Origin of the sequence: Spirillospora sp. CA-108201 (assembly GCF_050936235.1) — a bacterium.
Taxonomy (GTDB): domain Bacteria; phylum Actinomycetota; class Actinomycetes; order Streptosporangiales; family Streptosporangiaceae; genus Spirillospora.
In genome coordinates this window covers 640,381-658,110 of the sequence record NZ_JBNJNE010000001.1, presented here as the reverse complement: position 1 = coordinate 658,110, position 17,730 = coordinate 640,381, and the positions used below count along the sequence as shown (strand labels likewise).

At 73.3% G+C, this 17,730-nt stretch carries 16 protein-coding genes; 5 read left to right on the top strand and 11 right to left on the bottom strand.

Annotated features, from left to right (window positions below):
* Nucleotides 1-57: 57 nt before the first annotated feature.
* The 5 genes from ACQEU6_RS03200 to ACQEU6_RS03180 all read left to right on the top strand — a co-directional run bounded on the left by ACQEU6_RS03200 (nt 58) and on the right by ACQEU6_RS03180 (nt 4,903).
* On the top strand, nt 58-741 hold the full coding sequence (locus ACQEU6_RS03200; protein WP_499329069.1) for a TetR/AcrR family transcriptional regulator: 684 nt from the start codon (nt 58-60) through the stop codon (nt 739-741).
* Nucleotides 742-835: 94 nt separating this feature from the next.
* On the top strand, nt 836-1,789 hold the full coding sequence (locus tag ACQEU6_RS03195; protein ID WP_499329068.1) for a DODA-type extradiol aromatic ring-opening family dioxygenase: 954 nt from the start codon (nt 836-838) through the stop codon (nt 1,787-1,789).
* Complete coding sequence (locus ACQEU6_RS03190; RefSeq protein WP_499329067.1) at nt 1,786-2,637, top strand: alpha/beta fold hydrolase; 852 nt, start codon at nt 1,786-1,788, stop codon at nt 2,635-2,637. The genes ACQEU6_RS03195 and ACQEU6_RS03190 overlap by 4 nt, the downstream gene beginning before the upstream one ends.
* Entirely contained in the window at nt 2,634-3,638 is a 1,005-nt protein-coding gene (locus ACQEU6_RS03185; RefSeq protein ID WP_499329066.1) for an LLM class flavin-dependent oxidoreductase, read from the top strand. Before ACQEU6_RS03190 ends, ACQEU6_RS03185 begins: the two co-directional genes overlap by 4 nt.
* The gene (locus ACQEU6_RS03180; protein WP_499329065.1) at nt 3,635-4,903 is read left to right on the top strand and encodes an MmgE/PrpD family protein; all 1,269 of its coding nucleotides are present in this window, start codon (nt 3,635-3,637) and stop codon (nt 4,901-4,903) included. Before ACQEU6_RS03185 ends, ACQEU6_RS03180 begins: the two co-directional genes overlap by 4 nt.
* Before the next feature lie 39 nt (nt 4,904-4,942).
* On the opposite strand, the gene ACQEU6_RS03175 is transcribed toward ACQEU6_RS03180, so the two are convergent.
* The 11 genes from ACQEU6_RS03175 to ACQEU6_RS03125 form a co-directional block, all read right to left on the bottom strand.
* A complete protein-coding gene (locus ACQEU6_RS03175; protein ID WP_499329064.1) occupies nt 4,943-5,797 on the bottom strand; it encodes an aldehyde dehydrogenase family protein in 855 nt (284 codons plus the stop codon).
* Complete coding sequence (locus tag ACQEU6_RS03170) at nt 5,790-7,229, bottom strand: aldehyde dehydrogenase family protein (RefSeq protein WP_499329063.1); 1,440 nt, start codon at nt 7,227-7,229, stop codon at nt 5,790-5,792. The genes ACQEU6_RS03175 and ACQEU6_RS03170 overlap by 8 nt, the downstream gene beginning before the upstream one ends.
* Before the next feature lie 6 nt (nt 7,230-7,235).
* A complete protein-coding gene (gene deoC, locus ACQEU6_RS03165) occupies nt 7,236-8,177 on the bottom strand; it encodes a deoxyribose-phosphate aldolase (RefSeq protein ID WP_499329062.1) in 942 nt (313 codons plus the stop codon).
* Nucleotides 8,170-9,168, bottom strand: coding sequence for an ABC transporter permease (locus tag ACQEU6_RS03160; RefSeq protein ID WP_499329061.1), 999 nt, complete (start codon nt 9,166-9,168; stop codon nt 8,170-8,172). Before ACQEU6_RS03160 ends, deoC begins: the two co-directional genes overlap by 8 nt.
* Nucleotides 9,165-10,649, bottom strand: a complete 1,485-nt coding sequence (locus ACQEU6_RS03155) for a sugar ABC transporter ATP-binding protein (protein ID WP_499329060.1) — start codon at nt 10,647-10,649, stop codon at nt 9,165-9,167. Before ACQEU6_RS03155 ends, ACQEU6_RS03160 begins: the two co-directional genes overlap by 4 nt.
* A complete protein-coding gene (locus tag ACQEU6_RS03150) occupies nt 10,646-11,605 on the bottom strand; it encodes a sugar-binding transcriptional regulator (protein ID WP_499329059.1) in 960 nt (319 codons plus the stop codon). The genes ACQEU6_RS03155 and ACQEU6_RS03150 overlap by 4 nt, the downstream gene beginning before the upstream one ends.
* The gene (locus tag ACQEU6_RS03145) at nt 11,602-13,143 is read right to left on the bottom strand and encodes an FGGY-family carbohydrate kinase (protein ID WP_499329058.1); all 1,542 of its coding nucleotides are present in this window, start codon (nt 13,141-13,143) and stop codon (nt 11,602-11,604) included. The genes ACQEU6_RS03150 and ACQEU6_RS03145 overlap by 4 nt, the downstream gene beginning before the upstream one ends.
* The gene (locus tag ACQEU6_RS03140) at nt 13,140-14,186 is read right to left on the bottom strand and encodes a galactitol-1-phosphate 5-dehydrogenase (RefSeq protein WP_499329057.1); all 1,047 of its coding nucleotides are present in this window, start codon (nt 14,184-14,186) and stop codon (nt 13,140-13,142) included. The genes ACQEU6_RS03145 and ACQEU6_RS03140 overlap by 4 nt, the downstream gene beginning before the upstream one ends.
* Before the next feature lie 28 nt (nt 14,187-14,214).
* Complete coding sequence (locus tag ACQEU6_RS03135) at nt 14,215-15,198, bottom strand: substrate-binding domain-containing protein (protein ID WP_499329056.1); 984 nt, start codon at nt 15,196-15,198, stop codon at nt 14,215-14,217.
* A 161-nt stretch (nt 15,199-15,359) separates the two neighbouring features.
* Nucleotides 15,360-16,145: an SDR family NAD(P)-dependent oxidoreductase gene (locus tag ACQEU6_RS03130; protein ID WP_499329055.1), complete on the bottom strand. Its 786-nt coding sequence runs from the start codon at nt 16,143-16,145 to the stop codon at nt 15,360-15,362.
* A gap of 127 nt (nt 16,146-16,272) precedes the next feature.
* Nucleotides 16,273-17,067, bottom strand: a complete 795-nt coding sequence (locus ACQEU6_RS03125) for an IclR family transcriptional regulator (protein ID WP_499329054.1) — start codon at nt 17,065-17,067, stop codon at nt 16,273-16,275.
* Nucleotides 17,068-17,730 lie beyond the last annotated feature (663 nt).

Genomic DNA, 17,730 nt, shown 5'->3' with positions numbered 1-17,730 from the left:
TCCGGGAGAAGATCGAGTGGAGGAGAGTTCGAGACCTTGGGCGAGACGGAGCGAAGAGTGACGACACGGCGGCCACCGCCCCGAGGACGCCGGACGGACAAGGCGCTGACGGCACGGGACATCGTGGACGCCGCCATCGCGATCGGCGACAGGGAGAGCCTCGACGGGCTGACCATGCGGCGTCTCGCGAGCGAGCTCGGCTTCAGCACGATGGCCCTGTACCGGCACTTCAAGAACAAGGACGACATCCTCGACGGGATGGCGGACCAGGTGCTCGGCAACCTGCGGCTTCCCGAGGAGGTCGGACACGACCCCGTCACCGAGGCGCGCCGCATCGCCGAGGGGCTCCTGTCCATGATGCGGGAGCACCCGAGCGTGGTCCGGCTGCTGTCCACCCGGACCACGGCGAGCCGCGACTCGCTGGGCGGCGCGTTCGAACGCGTCCTGGCGCGGCTCCGGGAGAGCGGCCTGCCCCCGGCGGACGCCGTCCGCGTCTACGGGCTCCTGCTGACGTACACGCTCGGCTTCGCCGCCTACCAGATGCCGCGTCCCTGGGGAGGGGACGGCGAGGACGCCGCCGAACTGCGCAGGCAGCGGGCCCACTTCTATTCGGCGCTGCCGGCCGGCGAGTTCCCGAACATGATCGAGCTGTCTCCGGAGCTGGCCTGGCTCCCCACGGACCGGCAGTTCCACGCGGGGCTCGAGATCCTGCTGAGAGGACTCGCGGCCGAGCGGCCCTGACCCGCGTTCCCGGCGCCCTCCGCGGGCGGCCCGCGACGACCACCCCGAGAACGGGGCGGGCCGTCGCGCCGTCCGCCCCGCGTTGGAGGATCTGATGAGCGACATCGTGCTCGGCGTGGGCGCCTCCCACAGCACGCTGATGAACACCGACTGGGCCAAGGTCGACCACCTGGAGGACGCCCACCGCTTCCGCGACGGGCTGGAACGCGCCGCCGAGCGGCTGCGCGCCGCCGCCCCCGACGCCGTCGTGATCATCGGGTCGAACCACTTCCGCGGGTTCTTCCTCGACCTGATGCCCGCGTTCACCATCGGCGTCGGCGAGGTCCTCGGAGCCGGCGAGGCCGGGACGCCCGGCGGGCCGCTGCCCGCCGACACGGACCTGGCGCGCCATCTGACCGCGTCCCTCGTCGGCGACGGGTTCGACCCGGCGTTCTCCCTGCGGCTCACCGTCGACCACGGCATCACCCACGGGCTCCAGCACCTGGTGCCGGGCCTCGACGTCCCGATCGTCCCGATCGTGATCAACATGTTCGCGCCGCCGCTGCCGTCCCTGCGGCGCTGCCACGATCTCGGCGCGGCGCTCGGCCGCGCCATCGCCTCCGACGGCGCCGGCAAGCGCGTCGCCGTCGTCGCGTCGGGCGGGCTGTCGCACCGGCTGCCGTGGCCGAAGTGGTTCGAGACCCTCTCCGACGACGACCGCTTCCTGGTCGAGGCGTGGCTGAACGGGCGCGGATCGTGGGGCGACTACGAGATCCGGCGGCGGCAGATCATCCGCGCCGCCGAGGCCGACCTCAACCCCGCGTTCGACGCCGCGTTCCTGGACCTCGTCGAGCGCGGCGACCTCGGCCCCGTCCTCGACCGGACCACCGCCGACATCGACGAGGAGGCCGGCAACGGCGCGCAGGAGATCCGCTCCTGGATCGCCATGCTCGCCGCCCTCGGCCCCGGCGCGCGCGGCGAGACCCTCGCCTACGCCGCCGTCCCGCAATGGCTCACCGGAATGGGCGTCGCCGTCGTCGAGCCCGCAGCAACGAAGGAGAAAGCATGAGCATCTGGACCGACCTCACGGGCGTCGACCACGCCGTCCGCTTCGTCGACGCGGGCGGCGTCCGCACCCGGGCCCTCCAGGCCGGGGCGGGCGAGGCCGTCGTGTTCCTCCACGGCACCAGCGGCCACCTGGAGGCGTTCGTCCGCAACATCCCTGCGCACGCCGAACGGTACGCCTGCCACGCCGTCGACATGGTCGGGCACGGCTACACCGACGGCGTGGACGAGCCGTACCGCATCCCCCGCTACGTCGACCACGTCCTCGCCTACCTGGACGCCTGCGGCATCGACCGCGCCCACTTCGTCGGCGAGTCGCTGGGCGGCTGGGTCGCGGGCCGGCTCGCCGCCGACCACCCCGACCGCGTCGGCCGGCTCACGCTCGTCGCCCCCGGCGGGACCGTCGCCAACCCCCAGGTCATGGAGCGCATCAAGACCAGCACCCGCAAGGCCGTCGCCGAGGACGACATCGACCTCACCCGCGAGCGCCTCCACCTCCTCATGCACGACCCGGCGAAGAACGTGTCCGAGGAACTGGTCGAAGTCCGGCACGCGATCTACCACCGGCCCGAGTTCGTCAAGCGGGTCGACAACCTGCTCTGCCTCCAGGAGATGGAGAACCGCGAGCCCGACCTCCTCACCGCCGCGCAGATGGGGAGGATCGCCGCGCCCACGCTGATCGTGTGGGGCGCGCAGAACCCCTTCGGCGACGTCCCGGAGGCGCACCGGATGAACGACAGCATCCCCGGCTCCCGGCTGGAGATCTTCGGCGAGTGCGGGCACTGGCCCCAGCACGAGCACGCCGACCGCTTCAACCGCCTCAACCTGGACTTCCTCGGGGAGGCGCGGTGAGGGTCGGCATCCGCGTCCCGGCCTGCGACCGTCCGGACCGGCTCGCGTCCGTCGCGGCCAGGGCCGAGACGCTGGGGTTCGACGAGGTATGGTTCCCCGACTCGCAGCTGCTGTGGCGGGACGTCTTCTCCGTCCTGTCGGTGACCGCGCTGCGCACCGAGCGGATCGGGCTCGGCACGGCGGTCACCAACGTCGCGACCCGGCACCCGTCCGTGGTGGCCTCCGCGGCGCGGACCGTCGCCGAGCTGGCGCCCGGACGGTTCACGCTCGGCCTCGGCGTCGGGAACAGCTCCGTCGTGCCGATCGGGCTGCACGCCAGCACCCGCGCGGAACTGCGGGAGGGGCTCGCCCAGCTGCGGGCGCTGCTCGCCGGAGAGGAGTGGGACTACGGACCGGTGCGGTCGCGGCTGCGCGACCCGGCGCCGTCCGTTCCCGTCCACCTCGCCGCGAGCGGGCCGCGCAACCTGCGGCTGGCGGGGGCCGTCGCGGACGGCGTCGTCCTGCTCAGCGGCGTCTCGCCCGAGACGCTCGCCGCCGCGGCGGCGCAGGTCCGCGAGGGCGCGCGGGAGGCCGGAAGGTCCGGCGACGTGCCGCTGACGGTGTCGGCGTTCTGCGAGGTCACCGACGACGTCCTCGCCTCCGCCCGGAAACTGAAGCCCATCTGCGCGTCGATCGCGCAGAACGGCGGCGCCCCCTTCCTCGCCCTCGCGGGGATCCGCCTCCGCGTTCCCGACCGGATCGACGAGGTCTACCCGGACATCGGGCACGCCGAGGACTGGGACCGCGCCGTCGAGGTCGCCGGCCGCTGGGTGTCCGACGACGACGCGGTCGCCTTCGCCCGCGCCTTCTGCCTGGTCGGCACCGCCGAGGAGGTCGCGGCCCGGCTCCGCGAGACGTTCGCGGCGGGAGCGTCGGGCGTGTTCCTCCAGCACGTCGGCTCCTACGACCCGCCGCACGACCTCATCGAGGCGGTCGGCGGCGACGTCCTCCCCCGCCTGTGAGCACGCTCGGCGACCTCGCCGCGCGGGCCGCGCGGGCTCCCCGGGCGGCGGCGCCGGACGCCCGCCGGCTCGCGGCCCTGCACGTCCTGGACACGATGGGGTGCGTGGTCTCCGGCGCCACGCACCCCGTCGCCGGACCGCCCGCCCGGCACTTCGGCGACTCCCTGCGCGAGCGCGTGCTGCGCTGGTCGGCGCAGGCGCACCTGGACGAGTTCGACGCGCTGCACGCCGGAGCCGCCGTCGTCCCGGCGGCGGTCGTCGTCCCGGCCGCACTGCTGGTCGCCGAGCACGAGGGGCTGCCCGGCGCGGCGGTCGTCGACGCGGTGCTCGCCGGCTACGAGGCGGTGGTGGAGGCCGGCCTGCGGTTCGGCGGCGCCGCGCTGTACGCGTCCGGCTGGTGGCCGACGGCCCTGTTCGGCCCGATCGGCGCCGCCGCCGCGACCGCCGTCCTGCTGGATCTGGACGGGGAGCGGACCGCCTCGGCGCTCGCGGTGGCGGCGGCCGGTCTCGGCGGGCTGCTCTCGTCCGGCCGCTTCGGCGAGGCCCACTACCTGCTCCCCGGCAAGGCCGCCGCCGACGGCGTCGAGGCGGCGTACCTGGCCCGCGCCGGGGCGACGGGCAGCCCGGACCTGCTGGACCGCCCGGCCGCACTCGCCCTCGCCCGGCCCCCCGCGCCGGCCTCCCCCGCCGGGGGCGTCCACCTGGAGCGCTGCGGCTTCAAACCGTATCCGTGCGCCCGTCCGCTGCACGCCGTGATCGACGCGCTGCTCGCGCTGGACGCCCGGGACGCCGCCCGCGTCGAGGTGGCGCTCCCGTCCGGCCTGATGTCGTTCGTCAACGCGGACAGGGAGGCGCCGGGCCCGGCCGAGGCGTCCGCCGGAGCGGCGTTCGCGGTCGCCGCCGCCCTCTCCGGCGCCCCCGAGGACGTGTCGACGTTCCGCCGGGCCCGCGTCGCCGACGGGGTCCCGGCCGTGACGCTCGTTCCGGACCCGGCCCTGGACGCCCTCCTCCCCGACCACTGGGCGGCCCGCGTGACGGTCGAAACGCCCTCCGGACGGGTCTCCCGGCGCGTGGTGGACGCCTTGGGCTCCCCGGCACGCCCCCTTCGGCGGGACGCGGTGCTCGGCAAGTTCGACACTCTGACCGCGGGCGCGCTCACCGATTGGCGCGACGAGTGCCTCACCCTGGACGACCTCGACGACGTGGCCGGGCTGGCCCAGGGCATCGCCCGAGAGGCAGAGCGCCGGGACCGGGAGAACGGCTGAAGGACGGTCTCGCCCGGCGCGGGCCCTGAAGGCGGCGGATCAGATGCCGACGGGGTGCCAGACGGTCTTGGTCTCCAGGAAGGCGGTCATGCGGTCGACGCCGGGGGCGGCGGTCCAGTCGGTGGCGGCCGGGCGCAGGACGCGTTTGAGATTGCCGGCGGCGGCTCGTTCGAGTTCGCCGGCCTCGTCGGGGCCGGCGCCGGCGAGGTCGATGGCGTTGACGTCCATGTGGGACGCCAGCCAGGGGGCCAGCTCGGCGTGGTGGCCGGTGAGGATGTTGACCACCCCGCCGGGCAGGTCGCCGGTGGCGAGGACCTCGGCGAGGGTGATCGCCGGCAGCGGGGCGGACTCGGAGGCCAGGACGACGGCGGTGTTGCCGGACACGATCGCCGGGGCGATCACCGAGACCAGGCCGAGGAGGGGGTCGCCGGGGGCGACGACGGCGACCACTCCGGTGGGCTCCGGGGTGGAGAAGTTGAAGAACGGGCCGGAGACGGGATTGGCGGCGCCGGCGACGGCGGTCAGTTTGTCGGCCCATCCGGCGTACCAGACCCAGCGGTCGATGGCGGCGTCCAGATGGGCGGCCGCGTCGGCCTTGGTCAGCCCGGCCTGGCGGAGTTCGGCGGTGAACTGGCCGTGGCGGCCTTCCAGGACTTCGGCGATGCGGTAGAGGATCTGGCCGCGGTTGTGGGCGGTGCGGGCCGCCCAGCCGGGCTGGGCCTTGCGGGCCGCCGCGACCGCGTCGCGGACGTCCTTGCGGGACGCCTTCGCGGCATTGGCCGCGAAGGCGCCCTTGGCGTCGTTCACCACGTAGGTCCTGCCGGATTCGGACCGGGGGAACGCCCCGGCGACGTACAGCTTGTAGGTCTTGCGAACGGTGAGACGGTCAGACATCGAGGTAGGCCTCCAGCCCGTGACGTCCGCCTTCGCGGCCGTATCCGGATTCCTTGTAACCGCCGAACGGCGAGGCGGGGTCGAACTTGTTGAAGGTGTTGGCCCACACCACCCCGGCCCGCAGCCGCTGCGCCGTCCACAGGATCCGCGAGCCCTTGTCGGTCCAGATCCCCGCCGACAGCCCGTAGGGAGTGTTGTTGGCCTTGGTGATCGCTTCGTCGGGCGTGCGGAAGGTCAGCACCGACAGGACGGGCCCGAAGATCTCCTCCTGCGCGATCCGGTGCGAGGACGCGACGCTGGTGAAGACCGTGGGCGGGAACCAGTAGCCGCGGCCGGGGAGCTCGCAGGCCGGCGCCCAGCGCTCGGCGCCCTCCGCCTCGCCCGCCGCGACGAGCCGCTGGATCCTGGCGAGCTGGGCGGCGGAGTTGATCGCGCCGACGTCGGTGTTCTTGTCGAGGGGGTCGCCGACCCGCAGCGTCGCCATCCGCGCCTTCAGCCGCTCCAGGAGTTCGCCCGCGACCGACTCCTGCACCAGCAGGCGGGAGCCGGCACAGCACACGTGGCCCTGGTTGAAGAAGATCCCGTTCACGACGCCCTCGACCGCCTGATCGATCGGCGCGTCGTCGAAGACGATGTTGGCGGCCTTCCCGCCGAGTTCCAGGGTCAGCCGCTTGGGCGTGCCCGCGACCTGGCGGGCGATCTGCCGGCCGACGTCGGTGGAGCCGGTGAAGGCGACCTTGTCGACGCCGCGGTGCCCCGCCAGCAGCCGTCCCGTCTCGCCGGCGCCGGTGACGATGTTGACGACGCCGGGCGGCAGGTCGGCCTGGCGGCAGATGTCGGCGAACAGCAGCGCCGTCAGCGGGGTGGTCTCGGCCGGTTTGAGGACGACGGTGTTGCCGCAGGCGAGGGCGGGAGCGATCTTCCAGGCCAGCATCAGCAGCGGGAAGTTCCAAGGGATCACCTGGGCCGCGACGCCGATCGGGCGCGGATCCGGGCCGAAGCCCGCGTGGCCGAGCTTGTCGGCCCAGCCCGCGTTGTAGAAGAAGTGCGCGGCGGCGAGCGGGACGTCGACGTCGCGGGACTCGCGGATCGGCTTGCCGTTGTCGATCGACTCCAGCACGGCCAGCTCCCGCGACCGCTCCTGGAGCAGCCGGGCGATCCGGAACAGGTACTTCGCCCGCTCCGCCCCGGGCATGGGCCCCCACACCGTCTCGAACGCCCGCCGCGCCGCCGCCACCGCGCGGTCCACGTCCGCCTCGTCGGCGGCGGCGATCTCGGCGAGCACCTCCTCCGTGGCGGGGTTCACCGACGTGAACGGCTCTCCGCCCCCGTCGGTGAACTCACCGTCGACGAACAGCCCGTAGGAGCCGCGGATGTCGACGACGGACCGGGACTCGGGCGCCGGCGCGTACTCGAACTCGAACTCAGTCATGATCGCTCAGTCCAGGGTGAAGTAGTCGGGACCGGAGTACACCCCGGTGGCCAGCTTGCGGCGCTGCATCAGCAGGTCGTTCAGCACCGAGGAGGCCCCGAGCCGGAACCACTCGGGCGTCAGCCAGTCCGGGCCCGCGGTCTCGTTCACCAGCACCAGGTACTTGATCGCGTCCTTGGTGGTGCGGATCCCGCCCGCGGGCTTGACCCCGACCTGCCGCCCCGTGGCGGCCCGGTAGTCGCGGACGGCCTCCAGCATCACCAGCGTCACCGGTGGCGTCGCCGCGGGCGACACCTTGCCCGTCGAGGTCTTGATGAAGTCGGCCCCGGCCCGCATCGCCAGCCAGGACGCCCGCCGCACGTTGTCGTAGGTGGCCAGCTCGCCGGTCTCCAGGATCACCTTCAGGTGCGCGGGACCGCACGCGTCCTTGACCGCGGTGATCTCGTCGCGCACCTTGGCGTAGTCGCCGGACAGGAACGCGCCCCGGTCGATCACCATGTCGATCTCGGCCGCGCCCGCCGCCACCGCCGCCCGCGTGTCCGCCAGCTTGGCCTCCATCGGCGCCCGCCCCGACGGGAACGCCGTCGCCACGCTCGCCACGCCGACCCCGCTGCCGCGCAGCGCCCGCACCGCCACCTCCACCAGGTCCGGGTACACGCACACGGCGGCGACCCCCGGGGCGGACGGGTCGGCCGGGTCGGGGCGGACGGCCTTGGCGCACATCGCCCGCACCTTCCCCGCCGTGTCCGCGCCCTCCAGCGTGGTCAGGTCCACCATCGAGATCGCCAGGTCGATCGCGGCCGCCTTCGCCGACGTCTTGATCGACCGCGACGCCAGCCGCGCCGCGCGCTCGTCCGCCCCGGTCCGGTCCACGGCGGGCAGGCCGTGCAGGAACGCGCGCAGGTCCCGCTCGCCGGTCCTCTCCAAGGCCGTCGTCGTGTCAGGCATGGGCACCCCTGTTCTCGAGGATCCGGTTGAGGATGAGCGCCGCCACCACGATGAGGCCGGTCACGACCATCTGGAAGAACGAGCTCAGCCCGACGAGGTTGAACAGGTTCTTCACCACCGACAGCAGCAGGACCGCCACGAACGTGCCGAAGACGTTGCCGCGCCCGCCGAACAGGTTGGTCCCGCCGAGGACCACGGCGGCGATCGCGTCGAGTTCCAGGCCGTTGAAGGCGGTCGGCTGGCCGATGGTCAGCCGGGAGGTGAGCAGGACGCCCGCGAACGCGGCGAGCAGCCCGGAGATCGCGAAGACCGCGACGGTCACCGCCCGCACGGGCAGGCCGGACAGCCGGGCGGCCTCCCGGTTGCTGCCGACCGCGTAGATGTACTCGCCGAACGTCGTCCCGCGCAGCAGCAGCCAGGCGAGCACCGTGACGGCGATGAAGATCAGGCCGACGATCGGGACGCGGCCGATGAATCCGCCGCCGAGGAGCTGGAAGCCGCCCGGCTGGTCGCCGCCGGCCGGAGTGCCGCCCGTCAGCAGGTAGGTGAGGCCGCGGATGCTGGTGAGGCCGGCGAGGGTCGTCATGAAGCTGGGCAGCGACAGGTACGCCGACAGCCCGCCCATGACGGCCCCGGCCGCGGCGCCGGCCGCGAGCGACACCAGGACGGCGAGCGCCGGCGGCCACCCGTCCGACATCAGCACGGCCACCGTCATCCCGGCGAACGCGGCGGTGCTGCCGACCGACAGGTCGATGCCCGCGGTGAGGATGACCATCGTCATGCCGATCGCCACGATGCCGGTGAGGCTCGACTGCTGCAGCAGGTTGGCGATGTTGCGGGTGGTCAGGAACTCCGGTGCCAGGATCGACGCGATCACGCACAGCACCAGGAAGACGACGAGCAGGTTTCCGTTGCGCAGCAGGGCGAGGCCGTGGCGCCGGGGCACGATGCCGGCCAGTGTCGGCCGGGCCTTGGAGGCGGTTTGGCTCATGGGGTCGCTCCAGTGATGACGGTGTGGGCGATGTCGGCCTCCGGGGTGGTGCGGGGGTCGAACCGCGCGATGTTGCGGCCCTCGTGCAGCACCCAGATGCTGTCGGCGTGGGCGGTGAGCTCGGCGAGTTCGCTGCTCGCGAGCAGGACGGCGACGCCGTCGTCGGCGAGCCGCCGGACCTGCCGGTAGAGGTCGGCCTTGGCGCCGATGTCCAGGCCGCGGGTGGGTTCGTCCAGCAGCAGCACCCGCATGCCCCGCGTGATCCACTTGGCGAGCACGACCTTCTGCTGGTTGCCGCCCGACAGCTCGCCGACGGGCTGGTCGGCGGAGGCGTGCTTGACGCCGAGGCCGGCGAGGACGGGCGCGGTCGCCCGGCGGCCGCGCGAGCGCGGCGCCAGCGGGCGCAGCGCGCTCATGGCGGCGTTGCGGGAGACGCCGAGGCCGAGGAACAGTCCCTGCTCCTTGCGGCTCTCGGGGACGAGCGCGAGACCGCCCCGGACGGCGGTGCGGGGCCCGGCCACCGGCAGCGGCCTCCCGTCCAGGCGGGCGCGGACGTCCGCGCGGACGACGCCGAACAGGGCGTTGAGCAGCGTGGTCCGCCCCGCGCCGGCCAGGCCCGCCAGCCCCACGATCTCGCCGGGCCGCACGTCGATGCCGGACACGTCGAGGACGTCGCCGACGCGGGCGTGCTCGACGACCAGCCGGGGCGCTCCCGACGGCGCGGGGCGGTCCACGCGGCGGACCAGGTCGCGCGATTCGCCGATCATCGCCGCGACGAGCCGGTCGTGGGTCGTGGCGGCGAGGTCGAACACGCCGACGTCGCGGCCGTCGCGCATGACGGTGGCGCGGTCGCCGATCTGCGACACCTCGTCCAGCCGGTGCGAGATGTAGATGATGGCGCGGCCTTCGGCGGCCAGTCCGCGGATGACCTCGAACACGGCCTCCAGATCGCGCTCGCCCAGCGTCGCGGACGGCTCGTCCATCACGATGACCTTGGCGTCCATCGTCAGCGCCCTGGCGACCGCGGTGAGCTGCTGCGCCGCGATCGGCAGATCGCCCACCCGGTCGGCGGGCGAGAAGGTCCCGCCGACACGGCGGACGACGCCGGCCGCCGCGGCGGCGCGGGCCTGGCGCCGCACGAACGGGCCGCGCGCGGGCGCGCGCCCGAGGAACAGGTTCTGCGCGACGGTCAGGTCGGGCGCGAGGTCGAGTTCCTGGTAGATGACGCTGATCCCGGCGGCGATGCCGTCCTGCGGGCCGGTGGCGCGCAGCGGCGTGCCCGAGAGCAGGATCTCCCCGTCGTCGGGCCGGTAGGAGCCGGCGAGGATCTTCATCAGCGTGCTCTTGCCGGCGCCGTTCTCGCCGAGCAGGCAGTGGACCTCGCCCGCGCGGACCGACAGGTTCGCGCCGTCGCAGGCGACCGTGCCGGGGAAGCGCTTGACGATCCCCTTCATCTCCAGGAGCGGCGGCGAGTCGCTCATGCGGCCTCCTCCAGCAGGTGGGCGGCGGTGGCGTCGTCGGTCACCAGGACGTTGCAGATCCCCCCGGCGACGACGGCCCGGCACACCCGGTGCTTGCGCTCGCCCGCGACGACGGCGATCGACCACGCGCCCGCGCGCAGGTCGTCGATCGTGATGCCGATCGTCCGCTGGTCGAGCTCGTCCCAGACGATCCGTCCGGCGCCGTCGACGAACCGGCCGACCACGTCGCCGACGCCGCCGGACGCGGCGAGCGCGTCGACGTCGGCGGAGCTCAGATAGCCCGATTCGACGAGGACGGAGTCGTGCGACAGCGCGCCGGGGCTGAACAGGAACGCGCCGCACTGCCTGGCCAGGTCCAGGACGCCCCCCACCGACCGGTCGCTCTCCAGCGCGGCGCGCGTCGAGTCCTGCTCCACGATCGCCGGCGCCGACAGCAGCGTGACGGTGCCGCCGCCGTGGTGCGCGAGCCGGCTGGCCATGTCGGACGCCGAGGTGGGGCGGCGCGACCGGCTGAGCCCGCCGTTCACCTGGACGATCTGGACGCCGCGCGTCCAGCCGGGGGCGATGTGCGCGGCGACCGCGTCCAGCGTGCGGCCCCACGACACGCCGAGGCTGCGCGGCGCCGGGGTCAGGTCGGCGAGGTAGCGGGCGGCGGCGCCCGCGACCCGGTCGCGCGACTCGACCTCGCCGGCGGCGCCGTCGACCGGCACCACGACCGCGTCCCGCAGCCCGTAGCGCTCCTTGAGCTCGCGCTCGCGCGCGTGCAGCCGGTGCCGGGGGTGGACGATCTCGATCCGGACGATCCCGGCGGTGCGGGCCTCGGCGAGGAGCCGCCCGACCTTCCAGCGGGTCAGGTGAAGTTTGCGGCCGATCTGCTCCTGCGTCTGGTCGCCCTCGTAGTACATCTCGGCGACGCGCAGGAGCAGCGTCTCGTAGTCGGGGTTTTCTGGGTTCATCCGGTCTCCTCGCGGGGGCGGCTGAGCAGGTGCGACACCTCGCCGGTGGCGGCGGTGGCCCGCCGGTACAGGTCGTAGCCGACGTCGTAGGCGTCGCCGTGCACCGCTCGCCCCTCCGGCTCGACCAGTGTCGTGACCGGCGCGAACGCCTCGGCGGCCTCGGCGAGCCCGCGGTGCGCGCCGGTGACGGTCGCGGCGAGCACCGCGCAGGCGCGCAGCGTGAGGTTGTCGCCGGCGTCGGCCGCGCCCCCGGGCCGGCCCACGAGCAGCAGCGGGCGGTCCAGCACGTCCGCCATGGTCCTGAGCCAGAGCGGATTGTGGCGGACGCCGCCGGAGACGTAGATGTCCTTCACCGGGACCCCGGCGGTGAGGAACGACTCCAGCACCTGCCGCGTCCCGTACGCGACGCCCTCCACGGCGGCCCGGTAGACCTGCGCGGGGGTGGTGCCGAGCGTCAGGCCGAGCACCGCGCCGCGCAGCCCCGGGTCGCGGAGCGGCGTGCGGTTGCCCATGAAGTTGTCGAGGACGATCAGTCCGTGCTCCCCGGGCCGGACCCGCTCGGCCTCGGCGCACAGCCGGGGCAGGTCCGCGCGCTTCACGCCGAGGAGGTCCTCGCTCGTCCAGCGCAGCACCGAGCCCGCCGACACCTGCCCGCCTTCGACCAGCCAGTGCCCGGGACGCAGCGCGTCCGGGTAGGGGCCCCAGACGGCCGGGCTGAACACGGGCGCGTCGACCTCGGCGACGAACGCGTTGGACGTCCCGCAGACGATCGACAGCCGGCCCGGCTCCAGGCCCCCGGTCGCCAGCAGCGACAGGTGCGCGTCGATGCCGCCGACCGCGACGGCGGGCCGGCCGCGCAGCCCCAGCTCCCCGCGCGTCGCCTCCGTGACCTCGCCCGCCGCCGCGCCGACCCGGAGTACGTCGGGCGGAAGCTTCGCGGCCAGGTCGGGGACGCCGAGCTGCGCGTACAGGTCGTGCGGGTGCCCGCCTCCGCGCGGGTCGTGGTTGTACTTGCAGCAGGCGTTCATCTGCGACGCCGTCCACGTGCCGGTGAGCCGCCAGGTGAGGTAGTCGACGGCCTCGACGATGCGGGCGGCGCGCCGGTAGACGCCGGGTTCGTGCCCGGCCAGCCACATCGCCTTGGGCACCAGCCACTCGACGGCGTCGGAGCCGCCCGCGTACTTCAGCACGTCGTGGCCGGTCCGGCCGGTCGCCTCGGACTCCTCGGCGGCGCGGGCGTCCATCCACAGGATCGCCGGGCGCAGGGGGCGGCCCGCGTCGTCGAGGACGACGACGGTGGACGCGGTGGTGGCGACCGCGACTCCCGCGATCTCCGGCTCCCCCGCCTCGGCGAGCGCCGCGCGGGTCGCGGTCACGACGGCGCGCCACCACTCCTCCGGGTCCTGCTCGGCCCAGCCGGGCCGCGGGTACCGGGTGGCGTAGACGTCGCGGCCGGTGCCGAGGACCGCCCCGTCGTCGGCGAACACCGCGACGCGCGCGCCCTCGGTGCCGAGATCGATCGACAGCAGCGCGGTCATGGCCGCTCCCCCGGCCGGAAGAGCACCTTCGAACTGAAAATGGAACGTTCCCCCAACTGCTTCATGGTCTCCGGCAGGGCCCTCAGGCCCAGCTCATGGGTGATCATGAACTTCCAGCGCAGCGCACCGGACGCGAACGCCTCCGCCGCCGCCCGCCACTCGTCGCCGGGGAACGGCGCCGAGAAGGAGTTCCACGCGCCGTGCAGGCTGATCTCCCGGCGCAGGAAGTCGTTGAAGGTCCCCTTGGCGAACTCGACCGGGGCGTGCGGGATCCCGATGAACACCGCCTCGCCGTGCCGGGCGCACAGCGCCGCCGCCATGTCGGCGGTCACCGGCGTGCCGGCCGACTCGATCACCACGTCGTATCCGTCCCCCGCCAGGTCGCGGGCCTCCTCGCCGCTGGTGGTGGCGTGCGTGGCGCCCGCCTCCGACGCCTGCGCGAGCTTGCGCTCGTTCAGGTCGACGGCCAGGACGTCCGACGCGCCCGCGAGCCGCGCCCACTGGACGGCGAACAGCCCGATCGGGCCGGCGCCGAGGACCGCGACCCGGTGCCCGACGCCGAGCCGGGTCCGCCAGATCGCGTGCAGGGCGATCGACGCCGGGTCGAGCATCGCCGCGGCCGCGGCGGGCACCTGCTCCGGCACCGGGAACAGGTTCCGCGCCGGGACGGTGACGTACTCGGCGTAGGCGCCGTCCCGGCGGCTGCCGAAGTAGTCGTAGTCCAGGCAGAGGCTGAACCGGCCGCGCTGGCACTCCGCGCAGGCGAAGCACGGGATCAGCGGCGGTACCGAGACCAGGTCGCCCTCGGAGAACCCGCGCACCTCGCGGCCCGCGTCGACGACCCGTCCGGCGAACTCGTGCCCGCAGATGATCGGCATGCGGTGCGCGCCGGCGCCGAGCATGCGGGCGACGTCCGAACCGCACACCCCGCAGGCGTCGACGCGGACCAGCGCCTCGCCCGGACCGGGCTCGGGCTTCGCCACCTCCTCCACGCGGATGTCACCGGGAGAGTGCAGGACGGCCGCGAGCATTTTCTCAGGCACAGTGTTCCCTTCTTGCGTTTCTCAGGCCTCAGGACGCGGACTGCGCGGGTGCGAACACGCTGGAGCCGCTGTACTTCGCCGCGTTGGCCGGGTCGATCAGGGCCGTCCCGGCGTCCACGTACGACGCGGCCTGCTCGCCGTTCCCGACCTTCACCGCGGTCTGCACCGCCTGAGTGGCCTCGCTGATCGGGTCGTTGAGGGCGGTGGCGACGTACTGGCCCTGCGGAATGAGCTTCACCGCCTCCATCAGCCCGTCCACGCCGGCGACCTTGACGTCGGTCCGCTTGTTCTCCCGCAGCACCTGCAGGGCGCCGAGGGCCATGTCGTCGTTGTGCGCGTAGACGGCCTTCACGTCGGGGTTCGCCTGCAGCAGGTCCTGCATGGCGCTGACCGCCTTGGACCGGATGTAGTCGCAGTACGGGCCCTTGACGATCTTGATCTTCGGGTTGCCCTGGACGCCCTGCGTGAAGCCGTTCCCGCGGTCCCGGGCGACCGCGCCGCCGGCGTCGCCCTGGAGCTCGACGACCTTGCCGCCCGCCGGGCCGAGCGCCTGCGCGAGCCGCTGCCCGACCAGCTTGCCCATCTGGACGTTGTCGCGCCCGACGTGCGAGGCCGCCCCCTCCGGCACCGGCCGGTCCAGGGTGATGACGGGGATCTTCGCGGCCTTGGCCGCCGCCAGCCCCGCCGCGGCCCCCTTCGGGTCCACCGGGTTGACCAGCAGGACGTCCACGCCCCGCGTGATCAGGTCCTGGATGTCGTTGTTCTGCTTGGTGACGTCGCCGTTGGCGTCCGCGAACAGCAGCTTGGCCCCCGCCTTGGCCGCGGCCTGCTGCGCCCCGTCCTTCAGCTGGACATAGAACGGCGACTGCTGGGTGACCTCGCTGAAGCCGATCGTCAGCTGCCCGCCGTCGCGCTTGCGCTCCGAACCGCCGCTCGGCCCGGTCGACACCGAGCACGCCGATGCCACCGTGACCACCGTCGCGAGCGCCCCTGCCAGGAACGTTCTTCGCATGTGCCCTCCCAGGTTGTGCTGAGGGTCACACCGTAGGAACCCAGTTCATCGGGATGCAACATATGCGTAGCATTTCGCTCATCTGAGCAACATGTCCGCTGGTGTCTCAAAGCTATCCGCCTGACCTGCGGCGATGCGAAGCCGCGACGACGGCGGGCGGGTCAGCCGAGCGCCCAGCCGCCGTCCACGTCGACGACCTGGCCGGTGATGAAGGCCGCCTCCCGGGACGCCAGGAACGCGACGGCGCCGCAGAGGTCGTCGGTCGTCTGGGCGCGGGGCACGCACTGCTCGGAGCGGACCCGCTCGGCGATCTCGATGAGCATTTCGGGGTGCGCCGAGCGCTCCGCCTTGTCCATCAGCACCAGGCCCGGAGACACGGCGTTGACCGTGATGCCGAAGGGGCCGAGCTCCCGTGCGAGCGCCCTCGTGAGCCCTTCGACGCCCGCCTTGGCCGCGATGTAGGGCGCCAGGCCCAGGGGGAAGGCGCGTTTCGTCGTCGTGCTGGAGACATTGATCAGCGTCCCCCGGCGAGCGCTCTTCATCGCGGGGATCACCGCCTTGGCCGCCAGCCAGGCGCCGGTCAGGTTGACGGAGAGGGCGCGGTTCCAGTCGTCGCGAGCGATCTCCTCCGCGGGCCGCGGGGCCGCCATGGCCCCGCCGGCGTTGTTGATCAGGACGTCGATGCGGCCGTGCCGCTCCAGGACGTCGGCGACCATGTCCGCCAGCCCGTCCTCGTCGGTCACGTCGACCCCGTAGGCGTCGGCCCGTCCGCCCCGGCTCGTTATCTCGTCCGCCGTGTCCACCGCGGACGAGCGGTGGAGGGACGCGGCGACCACCGTGGCGTTCCTCGCGGCCAGGTCCATTGCGTAGGCGCGGCCGAGGCCCCGTCCGGCTCCGGTGACGACGACCACCGTGCCGTCGAGTGTCGCGGCTTCTCGCGTGCTCATACCGAGCCACCTCGCCTCTCACTGTTATACAGAACTAGTTTCTGCATAGTAGATCAGTCGGGGTGTCGCGGAACAGTGGGAACGCGAACGGCGGGCCGCGTCGCGCGGCCCGCCGTTGACCGGGAAGCTAACGAGCCAGGGTCGACTGGAAGCGGGAGACCGTCTCGGCGAGGACGTCGGCCGTCTGCCGGATGCGCAGGTCGTCCAGGCGGCTGAGCGGTGCGCTGACCCCGATGGCCGCGACGCATGCGCCGTGCGGGCCGTGCACCGTGGTCGCGACCGAGCCGACTCCCTCTTCGAGCTCGCCGAAGTTGAGGCCGTAGCCCCGCGTGCGCACACCGTCGAGGTCCAGGAGGAGCTGACTGCGAAGGCCGACCGACTGCGGGGTCGACTGCTGGAGACGCTCATCCGGATAGAGCTCCAGCAGTCCGTCCCGAGGCAGCTCGGCGAGCAGGGCCTTGCCGGCCGAGGTGCAGTGCGCCGGCTGCAGCGTCCCGGCGCGCGAGACCACGCGCAGCGCCCGGCGGCTCTCGCGTCCGTCGACGTACAGGACCTGCGAGCCCACCAGGGTCGCGAGGTGGATGGTCTCCCCCAGCCGCTCGCTGAGCTCGTCCAGGAACGGGCGGGCCGTCTCGCGCAGACCGGACCGGCGCGCCGCCTCGAGACCGATCGACAGCAGCACGACCCCGGGCACGTACAGCTTGGACATCGGATCCTGCGCCACGTAGCCGCGGTAGACCAGCATCGCCAGCAGCCGGTGGGCCGTACCGGTCGCCACGCCGAGCACCTCGGCGGCGTCCTTCACCCGGATCCGCTCCTGGTCGCGGAACAACGACAGCAGACGCAGGGCGTTGTCCACGGACTCGATCGGATACCGGGGCACCGGTCCGTACGAGACCGAGTCCTCCCGCGTCGGTTCCATGGATCAGAATTTAGCAGCCGACACCGACTCGACCGGCCCGCTCTTCCGCTGAACAGAACCGCTATCTGCGATGCTGAACATGACTCCTCAGCCGTCGACCGTCAGCGCTCCAGCACCTGATTGTCAGAGCCCTTCAATGAAAGCGCCTTCGGAGCTTCCGGGGAGAATGGACTTCACGTCGCGGCCGACTGATCGCAAGATCCACATTATGGACAAAAGAATAGGGATCTGCACAGTAGTCGCCGCGGCCCTGGTTCTCGCCGGGTGCGGCAGGGCCGCCGGACCGCCCTCGCCGCGTTCATGACGGAGGTCCCCGGGCAGGGCACCACGCCTTCGGGCGCGGCGATCGAACTGATCGGAGTGGACCCGTCGAGCGGCAGGAACGTTCTCCACGACGAGCTGCCCCTCCCGTGGGACAGCGGCCCCCTGGGGAATCCGGTCAACGTGGTCGGGTCCGACGCGACGACCGCGGTGCTGACCTGGAAGGACGGCCGGACGGTGGTGACCGATCCCGCGGCTCACAGGGTGCGCTGGATCCGGCGCGGCTTCGACGCGATCGCGCTGGACGGCGGTGTCGTCGCAGGGCGGGCCGGAGACCTGTACAGCTACCGGCTTCTCGGGCTGCGCCGGCGAAAGGGGCTCCACGGTCCTGCACGACAGAGC

Coding starts and splice junctions, on each gene's coding strand:
- deoC (WP_499329062.1), bottom strand. CDS start 8,177: ATGCCTGACACGACGACGGCCTTGGAGAGGACCGGCGAGCGGGACCTG.
- ACQEU6_RS03130 (WP_499329055.1), bottom strand. CDS start 16,145: ATGAGCACGCGAGAAGCCGCGACACTCGACGGCACGGTGGTCGTCGTC.
- ACQEU6_RS03195 (WP_499329068.1), top strand. CDS start 836: ATGAGCGACATCGTGCTCGGCGTGGGCGCCTCCCACAGCACGCTGATG.
- ACQEU6_RS03145 (WP_499329058.1), bottom strand. CDS start 13,143: ATGACCGCGCTGCTGTCGATCGATCTCGGCACCGAGGGCGCGCGCGTC.
- ACQEU6_RS03155 (WP_499329060.1), bottom strand. CDS start 10,649: ATGAGCGACTCGCCGCCGCTCCTGGAGATGAAGGGGATCGTCAAGCGC.
- ACQEU6_RS03170 (WP_499329063.1), bottom strand. CDS start 7,229: ATGACTGAGTTCGAGTTCGAGTACGCGCCGGCGCCCGAGTCCCGGTCC.
- ACQEU6_RS03160 (WP_499329061.1), bottom strand. CDS start 9,168: ATGAGCCAAACCGCCTCCAAGGCCCGGCCGACACTGGCCGGCATCGTG.
- ACQEU6_RS03175 (WP_499329064.1), bottom strand. CDS start 5,797: ATGTCTGACCGTCTCACCGTTCGCAAGACCTACAAGCTGTACGTCGCC.
- ACQEU6_RS03190 (WP_499329067.1), top strand. CDS start 1,786: ATGAGCATCTGGACCGACCTCACGGGCGTCGACCACGCCGTCCGCTTC.
- ACQEU6_RS03135 (WP_499329056.1), bottom strand. CDS start 15,198: ATGCGAAGAACGTTCCTGGCAGGGGCGCTCGCGACGGTGGTCACGGTG.
- ACQEU6_RS03150 (WP_499329059.1), bottom strand. CDS start 11,605: ATGAACCCAGAAAACCCCGACTACGAGACGCTGCTCCTGCGCGTCGCC.
- ACQEU6_RS03125 (WP_499329054.1), bottom strand. CDS start 17,067: ATGGAACCGACGCGGGAGGACTCGGTCTCGTACGGACCGGTGCCCCGG.